This window comes from Streptomyces sp. NBC_01237 (assembly GCF_035917275.1).
Lineage (GTDB): Bacteria > Actinomycetota > Actinomycetes > Streptomycetales > Streptomycetaceae > Streptomyces.
Window position 1 is genome coordinate 1,827,874 of record NZ_CP108508.1, and the last position, 19,154, is coordinate 1,847,027.

Annotated in this window: 16 protein-coding genes; 4 read left to right on the forward strand and 12 right to left on the reverse strand. The window is 71.1% G+C overall.

Annotated features, from left to right (window positions below):
• Window positions 1-2 precede the first annotated feature (2 nt).
• From OG251_RS08100 to OG251_RS08130, 7 genes are read right to left on the reverse strand one after another with little or no spacing between them, the layout of a single operon-like run.
• Entirely contained in the window at window positions 3-1,283 is a 1,281-nt protein-coding gene (locus OG251_RS08100; RefSeq protein ID WP_326681184.1) for an NtaA/DmoA family FMN-dependent monooxygenase, read from the reverse strand.
• A 14-nt stretch (window positions 1,284-1,297) separates the two neighbouring features.
• Window positions 1,298-2,374, reverse strand: a complete 1,077-nt coding sequence (locus OG251_RS08105) for an LLM class flavin-dependent oxidoreductase (protein ID WP_326676515.1) — start codon at window positions 2,372-2,374, stop codon at window positions 1,298-1,300.
• 15 nt (window positions 2,375-2,389) lie between these two features.
• Window positions 2,390-3,364, reverse strand: coding sequence for an ABC transporter substrate-binding protein (locus OG251_RS08110; protein WP_326676516.1), 975 nt, complete (start codon window positions 3,362-3,364; stop codon window positions 2,390-2,392).
• Between the two features lie 33 nt (window positions 3,365-3,397).
• Window positions 3,398-4,150, reverse strand: coding sequence for an amino acid ABC transporter ATP-binding protein (locus tag OG251_RS08115; RefSeq protein WP_326681185.1), 753 nt, complete (start codon window positions 4,148-4,150; stop codon window positions 3,398-3,400).
• A gap of 17 nt (window positions 4,151-4,167) precedes the next feature.
• Window positions 4,168-5,055 (reverse strand): amino acid ABC transporter permease, encoded by an 888-nt coding sequence (locus OG251_RS08120; protein ID WP_326676517.1) that lies wholly within the window; start codon window positions 5,053-5,055, stop codon window positions 4,168-4,170.
• Window positions 5,056-5,097: 42 nt separating this feature from the next.
• Entirely contained in the window at window positions 5,098-6,951 is a 1,854-nt protein-coding gene (locus OG251_RS08125; RefSeq protein ID WP_326676518.1) for an FAD/NAD(P)-binding protein, read from the reverse strand.
• Window positions 6,948-7,814: an amino acid ABC transporter permease gene (locus OG251_RS08130; RefSeq protein ID WP_326676519.1), complete on the reverse strand. Its 867-nt coding sequence runs from the start codon at window positions 7,812-7,814 to the stop codon at window positions 6,948-6,950. Before OG251_RS08130 ends, OG251_RS08125 begins: the two co-directional genes overlap by 4 nt.
• A 504-nt stretch (window positions 7,815-8,318) precedes the next feature.
• Here OG251_RS08130 and OG251_RS08135 point away from each other — a divergent pair.
• Window positions 8,319-9,266 carry an ABC transporter substrate-binding protein gene (locus OG251_RS08135; protein ID WP_326676520.1) on the forward strand — a complete coding sequence of 316 codons (948 nt, stop codon included), beginning with the start codon at window positions 8,319-8,321 and terminating at the stop codon, window positions 9,264-9,266.
• Between the two features lie 51 nt (window positions 9,267-9,317).
• On the opposite strand, the gene OG251_RS08140 is transcribed toward OG251_RS08135, so the two are convergent.
• On the reverse strand, window positions 9,318-10,493 hold the full coding sequence (locus OG251_RS08140; protein WP_326676521.1) for a DUF5685 family protein: 1,176 nt from the start codon (window positions 10,491-10,493) through the stop codon (window positions 9,318-9,320).
• A gap of 309 nt (window positions 10,494-10,802) precedes the next feature.
• Here OG251_RS08140 and OG251_RS08145 point away from each other — a divergent pair, with 309 nt between their 5' ends.
• Window positions 10,803-11,249: a cell division protein SepF gene (locus OG251_RS08145; protein ID WP_326676523.1), complete on the forward strand. Its 447-nt coding sequence runs from the start codon at window positions 10,803-10,805 to the stop codon at window positions 11,247-11,249.
• A gap of 40 nt (window positions 11,250-11,289) precedes the next feature.
• Here OG251_RS08145 and OG251_RS08150 read toward each other — a convergent pair whose 3' ends face one another.
• Complete coding sequence (locus tag OG251_RS08150) at window positions 11,290-12,528, reverse strand: acyl-CoA dehydrogenase family protein (RefSeq protein ID WP_326676524.1); 1,239 nt, start codon at window positions 12,526-12,528, stop codon at window positions 11,290-11,292.
• Between the two features lie 105 nt (window positions 12,529-12,633).
• A complete protein-coding gene (locus OG251_RS08155; protein WP_326676525.1) occupies window positions 12,634-14,319 on the reverse strand; it encodes an MFS transporter in 1,686 nt (561 codons plus the stop codon).
• A 509-nt stretch (window positions 14,320-14,828) separates the two neighbouring features.
• Here OG251_RS08155 and OG251_RS08160 point away from each other — a divergent pair.
• Window positions 14,829-15,857: a phosphatase PAP2 family protein gene (locus OG251_RS08160; RefSeq protein ID WP_326676526.1), complete on the forward strand. Its 1,029-nt coding sequence runs from the start codon at window positions 14,829-14,831 to the stop codon at window positions 15,855-15,857.
• Window positions 15,858-15,964: 107 nt separating this feature from the next.
• Here the strand turns inward: OG251_RS08160 and OG251_RS08165 are convergent, their stop codons facing one another.
• Together OG251_RS08165 and OG251_RS08170 are read right to left on the reverse strand one after the other, a co-directional pair.
• Window positions 15,965-16,180 carry an I78 family peptidase inhibitor gene (locus tag OG251_RS08165; RefSeq protein WP_326676527.1) on the reverse strand — a complete coding sequence of 72 codons (216 nt, stop codon included), beginning with the start codon at window positions 16,178-16,180 and terminating at the stop codon, window positions 15,965-15,967.
• A gap of 422 nt (window positions 16,181-16,602) precedes the next feature.
• On the reverse strand, window positions 16,603-17,886 hold the full coding sequence (locus OG251_RS08170) for a glycosyltransferase (protein ID WP_326676528.1): 1,284 nt from the start codon (window positions 17,884-17,886) through the stop codon (window positions 16,603-16,605).
• A 448-nt stretch (window positions 17,887-18,334) separates the two neighbouring features.
• On the opposite strand from OG251_RS08170, the gene OG251_RS08175 reads away from it, so the two are divergent.
• Window positions 18,335-19,117: a hypothetical protein gene (locus OG251_RS08175; RefSeq protein WP_326676529.1), complete on the forward strand. Its 783-nt coding sequence runs from the start codon at window positions 18,335-18,337 to the stop codon at window positions 19,115-19,117.
• Window positions 19,118-19,154: the final 37 nt, after the last annotated feature.

Below are 19,154 nucleotides of genomic sequence, written 5' to 3' on the forward strand. Positions count from 1 at the left end.
GTTCAACCTTTCCATACCGGTTCCGCCAGGCCGAGGTGCGACCGCAGGGTGGACCCGGTGTATTCGGAGCGGAAGACTCCGCGTTCCTGGAGCAGCGGGACGACCCGGTCGACGAAGTCGTCGAGGCCGCCCGGGGTCAGATGCGGTACGAGGATGAAGCCGTCCGCCGCGCCACCGGCGACGAACGCGGACAGCTCCGCCGCGACGCTCTGCGGGGAGCCGATGAACGACTGCCGCGCGGTCGTCTCGATGACCGTCTGCCGGATGGACAGTCCCTTGGCCTCGGACAACGCGCGCCAGCGGGCGGCCACCACGAACGGGTCCTCGTGCCGGACCCGCCCCTGGACCAGGGCGGAGTCCGGGTCCGGGTCGATCTCGGGCAGCGGCCCGTCGGGGTCGTACGCGGAGAGGTCACGGCCCCAGACCTGTTCCAGGGCGAGAAGGGCGTTCTGCGGGGAGACCTGCTGCCGGCGGATCTCCGAGGCGTTCTCCTGGGCCTCGGCGTCCGTGTCCCCGAGGACGAAGGTGACCCCGGGCATGATCTTGAGGTCCGCGGGCCGCCTGCCGTACTTCCCCAGCCTCGCCTTGACGTCGGCGTAGAAGACGCGGCCCGCCTCCGGCGTGCCGTGCCGGGTGAAGATGATGTCGGCGGCGGAGGCGGCGAACTCCCTGCCCTCGTCCGAGTCCCCGGCCTGGATGACGACCGGGTGGCCCTGCGGGGAGCGGGGGACGGTGAACTCCCCGGAGACGGTGAAGTGCCGGCCGCTGTGCGCGAACGGCCGGGAGTGCCCGTCCGGCGTCCAGGAGTCCCAGAGCTCCCGGGCCGTGGCGACGAACTCCGCGGCCCGGGTGTAGCGGTCGGCGCGGTCGAGGTAGCCGCCGCGACGGAAGTTCTCCCCGGTGAAGGCGTCGGAGGAGGTCACCACGTTCCAGGCGGCGCGGCCCTCGCTGAGGTGGTCGAGCGTGGCGAGGCGGCGGGCCAGTTCGTACGGTTCGTTGAACGTGGCGTTGACGGTGGCGGCGAGCCCGAGGCGGTCGGTGACGGCGGCCAGCGCGTTCAGCAAGGTCAGGGATTCGGGCCTGCCGACCACGTCCAGGTCGTGGATGAGGCCGTTGTGCTCGCGCAGCCGCAGCCCCTCCGCGAGGAAGAAGAAGTCGAACCTGCCGCGCTCCGCCGTTCTGGCCAGGTGCTCGAAGGAGGAGAAGTCGATCTGGCTCTCCGAGCGCGGATCGGCCCACACGGTGGTGTTGTTGACGCCCGGGAAGTAGGCGGCGAGATGCATCCGGGCCGGTGCGCTCACGCTTCCTCCCCGGCGGTCCGGGCGAGGGCGTACCGGGCGGCGGGGCGGGCGAGACCCAGGTGTTCGCGCAGGGTGCCACCCGGGTGGAAGGTACGGAAGAGACTGCGGTGCTGGAGGAGTGCCACGGTGCCGTTGACGATCCTTTCGAGGTCGCGTCCCGGGGTGATGGGGGTGAGGTGGAAGCCGTCCACCGCCCCGGCCCGGTGCCACTGGGTGATGAGTTCGGCGAGGTCGACAGGGCCGCCCCGGAAGTAGGAGCCCCGCCCGGCGAGGAGCGGGCCGCTCTCCAGACCGGGTTCCGGCGCCGTTTCGGCGTCCCCCAGATCGACGGTGAGCGCGACGAGGACCCGCAGGGTGTCGGGGTCGCGGCCGTGAGCGGCGGCCCGGCGGCGTACGTCGTCACGGATCGCGGCGGCCTGTTCGGGGGTGGTGGCCCGTGCGTGGACGACATCGGCGTGGCGGGCGGCCGGCTCGCGGGCCGCGGCGGAGGTGCCGTCGAGGACGACGACCGGGCGGCCCTGCGGCGGGCGCGGCACGATGGCGGGCCCCCGGACCGAGAAGGTGCTGCCCGCGAAGTCGACGTAGTGCAGTTTGTCGCGGTCGATGAAGCGCCCGGTGGCGACGTCCCTGATCTCGGCGTCGTCCTCCCAGCTGTCCCAGAGCCGGGCCGCCACGTCGGCCGTCTCCCCCGCCTCCCGCCACAGCGCGTCGGCGGGTGCGGCGCCGCGTCTGCCGAACAGCCGGGCCTCGGCCTCCGTCGTGGACACCTCCACGTTCCAGCCGGCCCGTCCGCGGCTCACCCAGTCGAGGGTGGCGACGGCGGACGAGACGTGGAAGGGCTCGGTGTGGGTGGTGGTGACGGTCGGTACGAGTCCGACGCGGTCGGTGTCGGGGGCGATGCGGGACAGTACGGAGAGCGCGTCGAGTCCCGGGCGGGCGAAGGAGTCGCCGAGGGTGACGTAGTCGAGGGCGCCGCGTTCGGCGAGCCGGGCGAGGGCGAGGTAGTGCCCGGCGTCGTAGTGGGGCGGGCCACCGATCTCGGCGGCCAGGTGGAGGGGCCTGTTGGCGGACATGCGGGACCTCTCGGGTCAGTTCTCGGTCTTGGGGAGGCCGGGCGGGTTGATCTCGGCCTTCTCGATGGCCTCGCTGGTCAGCCCCCAGCGCTTGAGCACCTCGGCGTACGAACCGTTGCCGATGATGTGGTCGATCGCGGCGGCGTACGCCCCGACCAGTCCGCTGTCCTTCTTGGTGGTGGCGGCGATCTTCCCCTGGAGCCCGTCGCCGCCGCCCGACAGGGTGCCGACGATCTCGGACTGGCCGGCCGAGGCGACGTGGTAGTTGGCGGAGGGGCTCGGGCCGAGATAGGCGTCGATCCGGCCGGACTGGAGCGCGAGGTAGTAGTCGGTGTCCTTCTGGAAGTACTTGATCTCCACCGGCTCGCGCCCGGCCTTGACGTTCTGCTCGCTCCAGTCGACGAGGATCTTCTCCTGGTTGGTGCCGGAGGACACCGCGATCGTCTTCCCCGCGGCATCGGCGGGCCCCTTCACCTTCCAGCCGGATCCCTTCTTGGCCTCGAAGGCGATGTTGTCGAGCCGGTAGGTCGCGAAGTCGTACTTCTCCTTGCGCTCCTCGGTGACGGTGACGTTCGACAGGACGGCGTCGAACTTGGAGCTGTCGAGGCCGACGAAGAGGTTCTCCCAGGACACCTCGTCGAACCGCGGTTTCAGGCCGAGCGTGTCGGCGATCAGCGTCGCGAGGTCGATCTCGGAGCCGATGCGGGTCCTGTCGTCGGTCGCGTAGAAGCCGAGGGGCGGTGAGGCGTCGGCGCTCGCCCCGATCCGGAGCGTGCCTCTCCGGCGGACGGCCTCCGGTACCCGGTCGGCGATGGCGGCCACCTCCTTGCCCCTGATCCGGTTCTGGTCCGGGCCGATGTTGACCCCGGTGTCCTTCTGCCCCTCGGGCCTGATCACGTCGGTGGCGGCGTCGCTGGTGCCGCAGGCGGTGAGCAGCCCGGTGGCCGTGAGGGTGGCGAGGGCGACGGCGAGGGCGCGGTGGACGGACACGTGACTACTCCTTGACGGGAACACGGGCGGGGATCACAGAACCTTGGAGAGGAACGCGCGGGTGCGTTCCTGGACGGGGCGGTCGAGTACGTCGGCGGGCGGGCCCTGCTCGACGATGCGGCCCTCGTCCATGAAGACGACGGTGTCGGCGACCTCGCGGGCGAAGCCGATCTCGTGCGTGACGACGATCATCGTGGTGCCCTGGTGGGCGAGGTCCTTGATGACGTCGAGGACCTCGCCGACCAGTTCGGGGTCGAGCGCCGAGGTCGGCTCGTCGAAGAGCAGCAGTTTCGGTTCGAGGGCGAGCGCGCGGGCGATGGCGACGCGCTGCTGCTGACCGCCGGAGAGCTGCTTGGGGTACGCCCCCGCCTTGTCGGCGAGCCCGACCCGGGCGAGCAGTTTCCCGGCCGCGGCGACGGCGTCCTTCCGGGGGCGGCGCAGGGCCGAGACCGGTGCCTCGATGATGTTCTCCAGGACGGTGAGGTGCCCGAAGAGGTTGAAGTTCTGGAAGACGAAGCCGATCCGGGTGCGCTGGCGCAGAACCTCGCGTTCGCGCAGCTCGTACAGCTTGTCGCCCTCCCTGCGGTAGCCGACCAGGGTGCCGTCGACGCTGATCCAGCCCTGGTCGACCTTCTCCAGGTGGTTGATGGTGCGCAGCAGGGTGGACTTGCCGGAGCCGGAGGGTCCCAGGACGACGGTGACCTCTCCGGTACGGACGGACAGATCGATGCCGCGCAGCACCTGGAGCGAGCCGAAGCTCTTGTGCACGGAGCGGATCTCGACCATGGCATCGCTGGGTGCGCTCATCGCACGGCCCCCTTGGCGTAGTGACGTTCGACGTAGTACTGGAGGACGGAGAGCACGGTGGTCAGGAGGATGTACCAGACGGTGGCGACCATCAGCAGGGGTACGACCCTGCCGTTGCGGCCGTAGACGACCTGGACCTGGTAGAAGAGTTCGCCGATCGCCATGACGGAGACGATCGAGGTGCCCTTGAAGAGGGAGATGATCTCGTTGGCGGCGTTCGGCAGGATGGAGCGCATCGCCTGCGGCAGCACGATCCGCCGCAGCTGCCGCAGCCGCGGGATGCCGAGGGCCGCCGCGGCTTCCAGCTGCCCGGAGTCCACGGCCAGTACGCCGCCGCGCACGATCTCCGCCGCGTACGCCGCCTGGTGCAGCGCGAGCCCGAGCACGGCCGCGCTCATCGCGCCGACCAGGTTCATCGTGTCGAAGGTGAAGAAGCCGGGGCCGAACGGGATGCCGAACTGCAACTCCTTGTAGAGATAGGCGAGGTTGAACCAGAACAGCAGCTGGACGATCAGCGGGATCGAGCGGAACGCCCAGATGTAGGCGTGGGCGACCGCCCTGAGGAAGGGGCTGGCAGACAGGCGCATGAAGGCGAGGACGATGCCGAGCGCGAAGCCGAGAGCGGTTCCGTAGAAGGTCAGCTGGAGGGTGACCCAGACGGCCTTGAGGATGGTCGCGGCGGTGAAGAACCGGGCGAAGACGTCCCACTCCCAGCCGGGGTTGGTGACCAGTCCGTGCAGGAACTGGGCGAGCAGGACTGCGGTCGCGGCGACGGCAACCCAGCGCCAGGGGTGGCGGACCGGGACGACGGTCAAGCCGCTGTAGTCGGTGACGGGGTCCTGAACGGTCTCTTTGTCGATGGGTGGATCGCTGGTGAGCGACATGAGGGTTCCTTAAACGACATATGTACGGGAGGTGGGCCGCGGTCAGGCGCTGAGGCGGCCGCGACAGGAGAGGTCGCGCAGGAACGTCAGCGCGGTGCGCGCGGTGGCGTCGTTCTGGCCGAAGGCCGGGCCGCCGGTGCGGGGCCGGGTGAAGGCACCGCTGCTGCGCGCGGTGGTGTAGGGGCCGAGCGCGAAGCGGCGCGGGTGCGGGCGGCCGTCGCGGTCCAGGATCCGGCTGTCGCCCGGGTCGACGGAGAGCAGTCCCGTGTCGGTGGTGGCGGCGCCGTCCTCGTACAGGCCGCGCAGCAGCGGGCTGGCGGTGTGGCGGAGCGAGGGGTCCGGGAGCCGGGCCTCGACCAGTGCCCGCGCCTCGACGCGTTCGGCGGGGACGGTGGCGCTGCCGGCCCGGAAGACTCCCGCTTCCTCGTCGGCCTCGACGGTGACCGAGGCGCCGAGGAAGCGGACGACCCCGGCCCGGGAGAGGGCGAGGAGCTGCTCCAGCCGGGGGCCGGGCGGGCCGGAGGCCAGGTAGCTGAAGAAACCGTGCCACCAGTTGCCGATGTCGCCCAACGTGATCAGCTGCCCGTAGGCGGAGAGCAGCCCGAGGAACACCGCCAGGTCGGTGCTGTGGCCCGGGTCGTGACGGCGTGTCAGGTCGGCGGTGATGTAGTCGCGCAGACTGCCCTGGAGCGCTTCGTACGTGGGGTGGCGCACCCCGTCCAGCGGGTGGTCGAGCGCTGTCAGGTCGAGCCGGTCCGCGGGGTCGGGCACGGCGGCGGCGACGAGGGCGGCCAGTTCGGCGCTGCCCGGATCGGCGGCGGCGTACTTGTCCTCGAAGACGTCGCGGCCGACGGTGGTGCGCTCGGGGTGGGCGGTGAACAGCCGGTGGTAGTGGGCGTGGCCGAGCTCCTTCTCGACGTGCGGCCACACATCGCGCCGGAAGTCGAGCGGTCCGGGCCGGCCCAGCAGCTCCCCGGCCAGGCCGGGGCCGAGGAAGCGCGGCAGCGGCGGCCGCTCACCCGTCCAGCCGTAGCCGATCTTGGAGTGGTAGGGGACACCGCGCCGCGAGCCGACGTGCAGCACGGGCTCCCGGCCCGAGGGCAGGTAGACGCCGTTCTCGTACCGGCCGCCGCGCCCCTCGGTGAGCAGCACCATCAGGTCGATGAAGGCGAGACCGAAGCCGCGGACGATGACGGGTTCGCCCGCGGGCAGGGCGCTCAGGTCGCTGTCGGCGGTGAAGTCGGGCTGCAGGTGGACGAGCCCGTGCCGGCCGGCGAACGCGCTCAGCTCCCGCTGCTCGGCGTCGGGTTCGGCGTCGAGGTGGCCGACGGTGAGGACGACGAGGTCGGCGGTCAGGGGGGCGGCGCGGCCCTGGAGCCGGACGCGCTGCCGGCCGCCGCGCGGGCCGGTGACGCCCAGGGCGCGGGTCCGGTGCTCCCGCACGGTGATGCCGGGCGGGAGTGCGTCCAGCGCCTGTTCGTACACCCAGCGCAGGTAGGCGCTCTGGAGCCGGCGGCTGGGGAAGTCCTGGCCGTACAGCTGCCGTATCTCCTCCAGCACGGCGGGTTCGGCGTCGACGGTGATCCGCCCGGCGCGGACGTCCTCCGCCCAGGCGTCCAGGGCGGGTCCGGGCCGTACGGGGCCGTCCTGCCGCACCGTGTCGTCGGTGAACATGGTGACGTCCTCGGCCATGGAGTTCATCCAGAGCAGCGGCGACTGGTCCTGCCGCCATATCCGGCCGCCGCCCGGCGGGTGCGGGTCGACGAGATGGATGTCGAGGCGCCCGCCGGGGTACAGACCTGCGGCGTTGGCGGCGATGCGTTCGATGACGCCGGTGCCGCGCGGCCCGCCGCCGATGATGACGAGGCTGGGCGTGGCGGCGGATGCGGTGCTCATCGGGTGCCCGCCGTGCCGCGTGCGTAGTGCCGTTCGACGTAGTGCTGTCCGATGCCGAGGACCGAGGTGACGGCGACGTACCAGAGGGTGGCGACGAGCAGCAGCGGGATGACCTGATAGGTGCGGTGGTAGACGAGCTGGACGGAGTAGAGCAGGTCCTGCACCGCGATGATGCTGACGATCGAGGTGCCCTTGAGGGTGCCGATCAGCATGTTCCCGGCGGGCGGCACGATGGAGCGCATGGCCTGCGGGAGCACGATCCGGCGGAGCCGGCGCCAGGGGCCCAGGCCCAGTGACTGGGCCGCCTCCAGCTGTCCGCGCTCGACGGAGAGGATGCCGCCGCGCACCACTTCGGCGGCGTACGCGGCCTCGTGCAGGGTGAGTCCGACGACGGCGACGGTGACGGGCCCGAGGAGGTTGACCGTGCTGACACCGAGGATCTGCGGGTACAGGGCGCCGATGTTGAACCAGAACAGCAGCTGGACAAGGATCGGGGTGGATCTGAACAGCCAGACGTATCCCCAGCTGACCGCCTGGAGCACGCGGTTGCCGGAGAGCCTGAGGATGGCCAGGAGGGTACCGAGCGCGAAGCCGAGCACCATGACGAGCGCCGTGAGCCAGAGGGTGAGACCGAGTCCGCGCAGGACGGAGGCGGTGGTGAGGTAGTCGCCGACGACGTCCCACTGGAAGGCGTCGTTGCGGATGACGGAGACCAGCGCCAGGGCGAGGAGCAGGAGGACGGCAACGGCCGCTGCCCACTGGCCTGTTCGGCGGACCGGCACGATGCGTGGCACCACGTCGCCGTCGGTCTTGACGGGCGGTGCGGGGAGCGGGGGAGGCAGGACATCTGTCTGCGCGGGCATGCGAAGGCTCCGTGGATGCAGAGATCGAACACGGGGCGTGCCTTCACACCAAACACAACGTGGACCGGGCCCCTCAGCGCCGGTCCGCCTCCGAGATAAGCGCTGTGCGCGGTCCGTTGTCAAGCCTGTCCACACTGTGAGCCCGACGTCTCAGGCCGGTTGACGCGCAACCGGATGCCTGTTCCACTTGGGCCATGCATTCGCAGCAGTGGCTGGTCACCCGCTCCCACATCGACTTCGGTCGCGTGTGGTCCTCTTCCTGTTGAGCTGACTCCCTGCTTCCGGCTTCACCCGCTCACGCCCCTGTCCGCGTTCGAGCGCCCCTTTCCCGCGTGCCCTCACGTACACAACACCGCTTCGCCCTCCCCTCGTACCGCTGATTCCCCGCCCCGCGCTCCGTGCCGTCCTCGCACCGGAGTCCGCTCGGCGTACCCGCTCGCGCCCTGACGTCATCGGCGAACCCTGCTGAACGACGAACACCGACGAACCCGGAGAAGCCCCGCCATGCCCCGAACCCGGCACACCGCCGCCTTCGCCCTGATCACCGTCGCCGCGCTCGCGCTCACCGCGTGCGGATCGGGGGACCCGGCGGCGGCGCCGGGCGGCGGACCGGTGGCGGCGGGTGCCGGCAAGGGGAGGATCCCGACGGCGGACGTGGTGTCGGCGGTCAAGAAGGACGAGGCCGCTGCGGAACTGCTGCCCGCGGACGTCCGGTCCTCGGGCACGCTCAGGATCGCCTCCAGCGTCGGCACCCCGCCCGGGGCGTTCTACCTGGAGGACGGCAGGACACCGGCGGGCGCGGACATCGACTTCGCGGACGCCGTGGCCAGGGCGCTCGGGCTGAGGCTGAAGCGCGAGATCGCGTCCTTCGAGGCGATCCTCCCGGCGCTGGGCAGCGGGAAGTACGACCTGGGCACGGGGAACTTCGGGGTCACCGACGAGCGCCGCAGAACGATCGACTTCGTCACGTACATCAATGACGGCCAGGGGTTCGCGGTCCGCGACGACAGCAAGCTGGAGAAGGTGACCGACCTCACCCAGCTCTGCGGCCTGACCGTGGGCACCGGCGCGGGCACCACGTTCGAGGTGACGCTCCAGGAGAACAAGCACCTGTGCGCGGACGCGGGCAAGAAGGCGTACGACGTGAAGACGTACAGCGACCAGGCGGCCATCTGGATCTCCCTCCAGCAGGGCCGCAGCGATGTGGTGATGTCCACCATCAACGGACTGCGCTACGCGGTGACGCAGCAGGAGGGGCTGCGCTTCCTCAATGAGTTCAAGCGGCTCGACGTCGGCTTCGCGTTCAAGAAGGGAACCCCGTTGGCGCCCGCCTTCCGGGCCGCGGTCAACGGCCTGCGGGCCGACGGTACGTACGACCGCATCCTGAAGAAGTGGGGCACCGCCGAGTCGGCGATCACCTCGTCGCGGATCTCGCCGCCCGAGCTGAAGTGACCTGCCGTCAGGCGACCGCCCCGGAGGCCCGGCGGGGCTCCGGGGCCCGCCTCAGCAGTCGCACCCGCAGTCGCAGTCGCAGCAGCACCCGTCGCCGCAGGAACTGCAGCAGTCGCACGCCTCGCAGCAGTCGCCGCAGTCGGCCTGGCGGCAGAGCCCGTCGCGTTCCTGCCGGGACCAGGGGTCCTCGAAGGACCCGCAGCACATCTGGCAGGTGCAGGCGAGCCCGGCCCACACCAGGCACCCGGTGATCAGCCCGCGCCGGTCGCGCGGCGGCTCGGGCGGCGGCTGGGGCGGAAGGGCCGGACCGCCGGGCGTCGGCGCGTACGGATTGCCGGGCGGCGGCCCGAACGCGCCCCGGTGCGAGCAGGAGGAGGAGCCGAACGCCCGGTCCACGGAGCGCCGCAGTTCATGCACGAGCAGCGCATGGGCGAGCCTGCTGTCGGTGAACTCCGCGTCGCGCAGCGCGAGCCGTACGCCGTGCAGCGCGTCGTCGCACAGCCGCCGGGCCTCGGAGAGCGGGGTACCGGTCGCGGTGAGCGGGTTCCAGGCGCCTGACGCCGCGTCGGCTTCCCGGTCCTCCACGGCGTCCAGCAGATGCGCGAGCCGTCCGAAGAGCCGGCCCGCCTCGGCGAGCGGCGCGGCGTTGCGCGGTACGCCCGCGAGTACGGCGGTGTGCGCGAAGGCCGCCGCGGTGGCCGTCTCGGTGGGTTCGGTGACCGTCAGCAGCGGGGTGCCGGGGCCGGCGAGCGCCTCGATCCGGGTCTGCCGGTCGACCGCGTCGACCAGCGAGGAGGTGTCGAAGCCGACCGCGGCGCCGGTGCGGGCACCGGCCCTGTCCCAGCCCGCCGCGACCCTGCGGGCGGCGGCGGCGACCGGCCGGCGCGCCAACAGCCCGTCCCGGTCGGCGACGTGGTCGCGGACCTTCGCCGAGGCCAGGACGAGCGAGACGGCAGCGGCGAGCCTGGCTCCCTCGCCCCGGGCGACCGGGGCGGTCCGCATGGAGCGCAGCGGACAGGGCCCCGCGGTACGCCGCCCCGCGGGGGTGCGCCCGGCCTGAGCCTCCGTCAGGACCGAGACGATCAGGCCGTCATAGTTCGTAACGATCCGGGCGAATTGCCCGTGGTCCGCGCGCAGGGCGAGACAGAGCCCGCACAGATGCGCCATCCACTCGGTCCTGAGCCCCTCGGTGAGCCGATGGGTACAGGGCCTGACGATTCCGAACACGACGATCCCCCGAGAGCCGTTCGACAGGTACGCGCCACTCGTGCACCTGCGCGGCGTGCATCGTATCGAGTGGTCCGTTCACCCGTACGTCCCCCATGTCACCCGTACGGACCGGAGCATCATATTTTCCTTCCGCGACCGCCCTTATGCAGGAGGAACCTTGACGAACCGCCACATCTTCTGCACCAGTACCGTCACGAATCCCCTGCGCGCCGACTATCCACTTGGCGCGGTATCCGCATCATGGACGACCATAGGGATACGAGAGAGATGCGGAACGCCAAGGAACCGCGGTGAGAGGAGGCGTCCATGGGATCGGTGCGCAAGGCAAGTGCCTGGCTGGGCCTCGTAGAGGACAACCACGACGAGCGGTACTACGACGACGAGTACTCCGGTGGTGCGGAGACCGGGACGGGTGGCCAGGCGTGGGTGACCGACCCGCGCGTGCAGGTGGCCGCCGAGACGGCCGAGGAGCAGGACCGCCGGATCGCCACCGTGACCCCGGACAGCTTCCGGGACGCACGGGCCATCGGTGAGCTGTTCCGGGACGGCGTCCCGGTGATCGTGAACCTCACCGCCATGGACCCCGCCGACGCCAAACGTGTCGTGGACTTCGCCGCGGGGCTGATCTTCGGGCTGCGCGGCTCGATCGACCGGGTGGCCACCCGGGTCTTCCTGCTGACCCCGGCCGACACCCAGGTCCTCAACGGCGAAGCCGCCGGCCGGAAGGCCGACGGCTTCTTCAACCAGAGCTGAGCAGGGCGCTCGCCGGGCAGGTGGTCCGGCGGCGTCCCGTTTACCGGAACGCGTCCAGACCGGTGAGCGCCTTGCCCAGCACCAGCTGGTGCATCTCCACGGTGCCCTCGTACGTGAGCACCGACTCCAGATTCGTCGCGTGCCGCATCACCGGGTACTCCAGCGAGATCCCGTTGGCACCGAGAATCGTGCGCGAGGTACGGCAGATCTCGATCGCCTCCCGCACATTGTTGAGCTTTCCGAAACTGACCTGTTCCGGGCGGAGCCTGCCCGCGTCCAGCCGGCGGCCCAGATGGTGGGCGAGCAGAATGCCCTTGTGCAGTTCGACGGCCATGTCCGCGAGCTTGGCCTGGGTGAGCTGGAAACCGCCGATCGGCCTGCCGAACTGTTCCCGCGTCCTCGCGTAGTCGAGGGCCGCCTCGAAACTGGCGCGCGCCGCGCCCATGGCTCCCCAGACGATGCCGTACCGGGCGTGGCTGAGACAGCTGAGCGGGCCGCGCAGCCCGAGAGCGCCGGGGAGCACGGCATCGGCGGGCAGCCGTACGCCGTCCATCACCAGCTCGCTGGTGACCGAGGCGCGCAGGGACCACTTGTGCCGGATCTCCGGCGCGGTGAAGCCGGGGCTGTCGGTCGGTACGACGAAGCCGCGGATTCCGCCGCCGCCGTCGTCCTCGTCGGTCTGCGCCCATACGACGGCGACCCCGGCGACCGAACCGTTGGTGATCCACATCTTGCGGCCGGTGAGGACCCAGTCGCCGCCGTCACGCCTGGCGTACGTCCGCATCCCGGCGGGGTCGGAGCCGTGGTCCGGCTCGGTCAGGCCGAAACAGCCGATGATCTCGCCCGCCGCCATGCCGGGCAGCCACTGCCGCTTCTGCTCCTCGGAGCCGAAGCGGTGGATCGCGTACATGGCGAGGGAGCCCTGTACGGAGACCAGGGAGCGGATGCCCGAGTCCGCCGCCTCCAGTTCCAGACAGGCCAGTCCGTACTGGACGGCCGTGGCGCCCGCGCAGCCGTAGCCCTTCAGGGACATGCCGAGCGCGCCCAGCGAGCCGAGTTCGCGGGCCAGCTCGCGGATGCCGGGCAGTTCACCGTTCTCGTACCACTCGGCGATGTGCGGCAGGACGCGGTCGGCGGCCCAGGTGCGGACGGTGCCGCGGATCGCGAGATCCTCGGGGTCGAGCAGATCGTCGATGCCCAGAGGGTCGGTGGCGTCGAAGGGCGGAAGCTTCGGCGGCTTCGGTGTCGTCGAGGGCTTCGCGGACTCGGTGGTGGACATGAGGGTGCCTCCGGCGGCTCGCACGGTGTTTCGGAGGGCCCTCGGGACGCCCGGGACCCTCTAAAACTAGCAGTGATAGTCAGGGCGTCGTGCTGACGTTACGGCTCAGTGTGCCGCTCGTCCAGAGCCGGTGGCCTCGGCCGGCTCGCGCCGCGCGGGCAGCGGGACCTGCCGTTCGGAACGGTCCGGGACACGCGGGGCGGGAGTCCTGGCGGCCCGTGCCTCGTACGGCGGACAGGTCTCCTTGGGCGGACACTCCATGGCCCTCGGCAGCCGCAGTGCGGCCAGCGCCCCGAGCAGCAGCAGGCCCGCGCTGACGAACAGCGTGAGGTGCAGCCCGTCGATGAAGGCGTGCCGGGCGGTGGACCGCAGCAGAGCGCCCATCGGGCCGCCCAGCTGCGCCGCCACCTGATACGCCTCGCCCAGCGAGTGCGCGGCGGCCGAGCCCGCCTCCTTGGGCACGCCCTTCTCGTGCACCGTGGCCAGACCGGGCGCGTAGGCGGCGTTCATGACGCTGCCGAGCAGGGCGATCCCCATGCCCGCACCCAGCTGGTAGGAGGTCTCACCGATCGCCGCCGCGCCGCCCGCCCGGTCCGCGGGCACCTCGCTCAGCATCGATTCGTACGCCCCGAACAGCGTGGACTGGAGCCCGAAGCCGAGCAGCACGAACCCGACGGTCAGCAGGGCGGGCCGGTCGTGCTGTCCCATCAGGGTCAGCAGCAGCACCGCGGCGGCGGTCAGGACGAAGCCCCAGCCCACCATCCGGCGGGGGCCGACGCGCCGCAGGGTGTAGGAGCCGGTGACACCCGCGGCCATCGCCGCGAAGGTCAGCGGCAGCAGCCGCAGCCCGGTCTCCATGGGGCTGAGATCCAGCACCAGCTGGAGGTACTGGACCGCTATCAGTTCCAGGCCGACCAGGGCCAGCATGGCGAGCACGATGCAGCCGACGGCCGTGCTGAAGGCAGGCCTGGAGAACATCCCGATGTCTATGAGCGGATGCGTACGCCGTTTCTGGCGGCGCACGAAGACGGCCAGCAGCGCGGCGCCGGCCACGAGCGGGACGAGGGTGGCGGGGCCGAGGAGCCCCTCGCCACCGCCGACACGCTTCACGCCGAGGACGACACCGAGCACACCCGCCGCGGCCATCAGCGCGCCCAGCACGTCCCACGGGCCGTCGCTGCTGCCGCGGGACTCGGGCAGCAGCCAGCGGCCGATGGGCAGGATCAGTGCCATCAGCGGGATGTTGATCAGGAAGACCGAGCCCCACCAGAAGTGCTCGACGAGAAAGCCGCCGATGACCGGTCCGGTGGCGGCCCCGACGGCGGCGACCGCGCTCCAGACGCCGATGGCCAGGGCACGCTCCCGGCGGTCGGGGAAGACCTGGCGCAGGATCGACAGCGTCGCCGGCATGATCATCGCGCCGCCGACGCCGAGCAGGGCGCGCGCCGCGATCAGTACGGCCGGGGTGTCGGCCAGCGCGGCCATCGCCGAGGCGACACCGAAGAGCGCGTAGCCGAACAGCAGCACCCGCCGTCTGCCGATCCGGTCACCGAGGGTGCCGAAGAGAATCAGCAGCGACGCGCAGACCAGCGGATAGGCGTCCACGATCCACAGCAGACCGACGGCGCTGGGCCGCAGGTCCTCGGTGACCGAGGGCACCGCGACATGCAGCACGGTCGCGTCCAGCGCGACCAGCAGCAGGCTGAGACAGAGAACGACGAGAACGAGCCAGCGGTTGGCGCCGTCGGCAGCTGCACGCAGCCGGGCTCCGGCCGTGGTCGTCCCGGACATCTACGTACCTCCCAGAGAGTCCCTCGCGCTCGGCAGGCCAACGGGGAACCGGCTCTCGGTGTCCCCCAGGCCCGGCATCGACGGGCGAGTGAGCCGTCAGCGTACGCGAGTTCGGCGTGGTCACACGTGGTCCAGCTCATACGCCTGTGTGCCGCGGAGTGTGGCGTACGCCACTTCGGCCCCCTTCCCGGCCTCCTCGCCACCCGCTCCCCCGGAACACCCGAGGGCCACGGGGGACGGCACCGGGGTACCCCCCACGGGTGACACGTCGCCGATGCGCGCCTCCCCCGAATGGCCGGAAGAATGAGTACGGAAACGCTCACGCGGAATTTTCCGACCCCTCAAACATCCTTACGAAGCGGGCCCGTCGAGAATTGGCCACAAGATCACGAAGATTCTTCGCCGCCCCCCGAATAGACGCCGATCTGAGACATAGTCCACATCACATCGTCATCACAAAGCGGCCGGATCGGCCTGGTCGCACACTCACTCGCTGTAACGTCGATTGGGTGCGTACCGACATCTTTGCCCGGCTGGACCGGGAGCCGGAACCGCCGAAGATAGAGGCACCGCGGATGAGTCGTCACCGCATCGCTCTCTTCGGCGGGACGTTGGCGTTCTATCTCGCCATCGTCGTCGCGGTGCTGGTCTCGTCCTGGCTGGTGGCCCTGGACTGGAAGGTCATGCTCTTCCGGCCCTACCAGCAGTGGCCCGAGCTCCACGCCTTCCTCGACTACTACGTCGTGCTCGGCCAGCGCGGCCCCACGGCCGTGATGATCGCCAGCTGGCTGGGCTGGCGCTCCTGGCGGCAGCACACGCTGCGGCCGCTGCTCACCCTCGGCTGCTCGCTGCTGCTGCTCAATGTGACGGTCGGCGCGGTCAAGCTGGGCCTCGGGCGGCTCGGTCCGCACTATGCCACCCGGATCGGCTCCGCCGAGATGTTCGCGGGCGGCGATATATTTCCTTCGGGACACACCGCCAACGCCGTCGTGACCTGGGGAATCCTTGCCTATCTGGCCACCACGCCACGGGCCAGGCGCTATCTGTCCGCCCTGTCCGCGACGGTCTCGCTGGGCGTCGGGCTCACCACCGTCTACATCGGTACGCACTGGCTCAGCGATGTGCTGCTGGGCTGGGCGGCGGGGCTGCTGATCCTGCTGGCCCTGCCCTGGTTCGAGCCCCTGATCACCCGTGCCGAGGCCCGGGTCTTCTCGGTGCGCGAGCAGTGGCGGCAGCGTCGCCGGGCCGGCACCCCGGCCCCGGCCGCGGCCGACGGACCGCCCGCGGTGCTGCTCCCGCAGTCGATCGCCTCCGAGAGCGTCGTGGCCGAGGACGGGGGCCCCGGCCACGGAGCGGCCACCGGGACGGGCCAGCCGTCCGGTCACCCCGGCCAGGGGACCCGGTCACGGGCGCACGCGTCCCACCCGGTGCGTTCGGAACGCACCCCGGTCACCCCGGCCGGCTCCCGCCGCCCCCCGCACGCCGAGCGCACACCGCGCGGCAACACGAGCCCGGCCCGGCCGATGACGGGCGGCTGAGCCGCCCCCGGACCGCGGGGACGCTACGCACAGCCCCATCCGCAACGGCGAAGGCCCCGACCGCGCCGGTCGGGGCCTTCGCTCGCTCCAGGGGATCGCACGGCCTCTCAGCCCACCCAGCATCGCGTCACGGTGGCGTCCTCGACCTGGAAGTTGAGGCGGCCGCCGCGGAACTCCATGGTGAGGAACGTGCCCGGTGGTACAGCTCTGACAGTGGTCCAGCCACGGGACCTGGCCTGCCGCTCGGCGGCCTCGGCACCGAGGCCGACGTACGACTCGGGGACGTCGTCCGGCTGTACGGGAGGGGTCGGTATGGATGCCATACCTCTCACCGTAGGCGGCCTCGGACCGTGACGGAAGGCGGGGCCCCGGAGGCACGTGCCGCATCCCCGCATGCCGTACCGGTCACGCTTGTGTCACAGGATCCCCACACTCGTTTACTTCGAACAATTCACTCGAACAGACCCTTCGGGACGGACGCTCGGGACTTTTCGGCCGACGGGTAAATGATCCCGGAACGGCAAACGCGGAATGCGCGACGGGATCATGCGGTGATCTGCCTTTTCCCTCGGTACACGGCCGGGTTCACCTGGATGCCTGTAACACCAGGAATTCATGCTCCTTTATGCAGGTCTTATATATGCGCACGATTCCCGCACTCCCTCCGCCGCCCACTCGCACTATCGGAATCTCGCGGTCCGAGAAGCGGCGGTAGCGGACGGCAGGTCCGCGACCGCCCCCCGGCTCAGCCGGCCCTGCCCCTGCGGATCAGGTCGGCGGCCTTGTAACGCAGGGCGTACGCCCCGTCCAGCGCCGTGCCCCGGGACCGGTGCAACGCGGTGCGCAGAGCGCCCTGACCGCGGCCCCGGGCGGCCTGTGCCGCCAGCTCGGTGAACAGGTTCTCGTGCCGTTCCGCGATCCGTGCCGGGTCGAATCTCCGCGATGCGGCCAGCGCCTCGCGCCCCATCCGGTGGCGCAGCCCGTCGTCCTCGATCAGTGCGAGGAGCGCGGCGGCGACCGCCGCTCCGTCACCGACCGGCACCAGCCGCCCGTCGGTGCCGTCGTCGATGATCTCGGCCGGTCCGTGCGGGCAGTCGGTGGCCACGACCGGCAGCCCGCAGCGCATCGCCTCGACGATCGTCATGCCGAACGACTCCCGGTCCGACGTGACGGCGGCGATGGAGCCCTTGGGCCACTCGGCCTCCATCGGGTGGACCGATCCCATCAGGAGCACCTGGTCACGCAGTCCGAGTTCCTTGATGAGGGTGCGCAGCGTCCGCTGCTCGTTGCCGGTGGCGTCGCCGCCGCCGTAGATCCGCAGCCGCCAGTCGGGGCGTGCCGCGCTCACCTCGGCGAAGGCCCGTACGAGCAGGTCGTAGCGCTTGACCCTGTGCAGCCGGCCCGCCGCGACCACCCACTTCAGATCGCCCTGCGCGGGCGGGCCCACCGGGGCGGGCACGCTGTTCGGGATCGCCTCGATCCGTACGCCGGGCAGCCGCAGCCGCCTCCGGTAGTCCTCGGCGTCGGCCCGTGTGACGGTCGTGATCGCGTCGAGTAACTCGTAGCGGTGGCTTATCTCGCGGCGCAGCCGGTAGCTGTGGCTGTCCAGCGTGAGGTGTTCCTGACCGATGCGCACCGGGCCCCGGCGGGCCTGTCTGCTGATGTGCACGTTGAGGCCGGGCCGGGTCCCGACGACGACGTCCGCCTCCAGGGAGCGCAGATGGGCCGCGATCCTGGCGTCGGTGAGCCGGCTGTACTGCTGGTGTCTGCTGTCGCCGCGCGGGAACACCGCGGCGGGCCTGGCGTGATCGGCCGCATCGCCGTCGTAGGTCGCGCTCTTCGCGCGCAGATCGACGAGATGGCGCATCGTCACGCCCGGCGGTGCGCCCAGTGCGGGTGCGTCGCGGTGCCGGAAGACCGAGACGATCTCGATGTCGTGCTGCTCGGCGAGTGCCTGAGCGAGATTGAACGTCGTACGGATCGTTCCCCCGATGCCGTACGCGTTGTGGAGCAGGAAAGAAATGTGCATGGCGTCGCCGTAACCCCCTGGTCGGCCTGGTCTGTTGGGGACTGTACTGGCCATAGGTCACACATACGGAATCCGTACAGGTGTCCCGTGTCGCGGGCGCCCGGCCGACCGGAACCCGTACGTGACCTGCATGTTTCCGGAATCAGGAGGTCCGGTTCGATGACGGGACCATCCCCGGCGGACCGGTCCGGTCATCGACGTGCCGATGTGTCGACCTGTCTCCTCGGCGCCGCCCGCCCGCGAGCTCACCCGGCTCTCCCGGAGCGCTTCCCGTGCGGACCGCACCGGGCTCGCGGGCCCCCGTCCGGCGGAATCCGGCCTGCTCCGGCACGATCCGGCCCGACTCAAACCCAAGACCCCAGGTGCGTGACTCCGGCCTCGGATCCCGCGTTGTCTCTTCATGAGCCGGGAACCGCCCGGCTCACGCACCGAGTTCGAGGAGCCACCCGTGCCGCGCATGCTCGACGTCAGCGAGGACGTACGCGCCGAGATCGGCGATGCCGAAGCCGACCGGCTGCTCGTCGGCGACAACGCCCCAGGCAGTTACGACTGCACCTCCTGCCGCACCCCCGGCGACTCCGAGCAGGAACGCACCAGCACGGTGCTGTTCATCGGTGACGAGACCGCCGTGCTCGCGTTCGCCCACGCGACGTGCATCCCTTCGCAGGTCGTCCAGGTCGCGGAGGACCAGCTCCAGGGCGCAGTGCGAAGCATCACCGGCAGCGAGCCACAGAACCCGGAGGGTCTCATGCCCGAACAGGCCGTCCTCGGCATCACCAGCGGTCTCGTCCTGATCGAGGACGATCTCCGCCCCGCCCTGGTCGTCGAACCGACCGGCCCGGTCGCCCGGCCCGGAACCGACGGCAGCGGGGGCGACGCGTTCCTCCAGCTGCTGCTGGAGCAGGGCTTCCGCCCCGCCCCGGACATGGACCGGCTGCCGGAGGTACTGCCCGGCTGGTCCGTGCTGCTCGCCATGGGCCAGCTGCACGCCGTGCTGCAGCCGGGCTCCGGCGGCGGCACCCCGGTCGCCTGGTGGCAGGCCCATCAGCCGCTCCAGGTCACCGAGGGCTGGCGGACCGCGGTCAACAAGTCGAAGACGGTCCTCGTCTTCGCCGCCCCGGCCGGCTCGATCGGCCAGCAGCCGCGCGAGGACCTGCTGCGCGACGCCCTGGAGAAGGCCGCGGTCAATGGCCTCCTGGTGGCCGCCGCGATGCCGCTCGCCGGAACCTGATCGTGTCCGTACGCCCCGGACACCCACGCCGAACAGC

What these genes read in the sequence shown, in the direction of transcription:
- OG251_RS08100 (WP_326681184.1), bottom strand. Translation starts at nt 1,283, where the DNA reads ATGCATCTCGCCGCCTACTTCCCGGGCGTCAACAACACCACCGTGTGG.
- OG251_RS08105 (WP_326676515.1), bottom strand. Translation starts at nt 2,374, where the DNA reads ATGTCCGCCAACAGGCCCCTCCACCTGGCCGCCGAGATCGGTGGCCCG.
- OG251_RS08115 (WP_326681185.1), bottom strand. Translation starts at nt 4,150, where the DNA reads ATGGTCGAGATCCGCTCCGTGCACAAGAGCTTCGGCTCGCTCCAGGTG.
- OG251_RS08120 (WP_326676517.1), bottom strand. Translation starts at nt 5,055, where the DNA reads ATGTCGCTCACCAGCGATCCACCCATCGACAAAGAGACCGTTCAGGAC.
- OG251_RS08125 (WP_326676518.1), bottom strand. Translation starts at nt 6,951, where the DNA reads ATGAGCACCGCATCCGCCGCCACGCCCAGCCTCGTCATCATCGGCGGC.
- OG251_RS08130 (WP_326676519.1), bottom strand. Translation starts at nt 7,814, where the DNA reads ATGCCCGCGCAGACAGATGTCCTGCCTCCCCCGCTCCCCGCACCGCCC.
- OG251_RS08135 (WP_326676520.1), top strand. Translation starts at nt 8,319, where the DNA reads ATGCCCCGAACCCGGCACACCGCCGCCTTCGCCCTGATCACCGTCGCC.
- OG251_RS08145 (WP_326676523.1), top strand. Translation starts at nt 10,803, where the DNA reads ATGGGATCGGTGCGCAAGGCAAGTGCCTGGCTGGGCCTCGTAGAGGAC.
- OG251_RS08150 (WP_326676524.1), bottom strand. Translation starts at nt 12,528, where the DNA reads ATGTCCACCACCGAGTCCGCGAAGCCCTCGACGACACCGAAGCCGCCG.
- OG251_RS08155 (WP_326676525.1), bottom strand. Translation starts at nt 14,319, where the DNA reads ATGTCCGGGACGACCACGGCCGGAGCCCGGCTGCGTGCAGCTGCCGAC.
- OG251_RS08165 (WP_326676527.1), bottom strand. Translation starts at nt 16,180, where the DNA reads ATGGCATCCATACCGACCCCTCCCGTACAGCCGGACGACGTCCCCGAG.
- OG251_RS08170 (WP_326676528.1), bottom strand. Translation starts at nt 17,886, where the DNA reads ATGCACATTTCTTTCCTGCTCCACAACGCGTACGGCATCGGGGGAACG.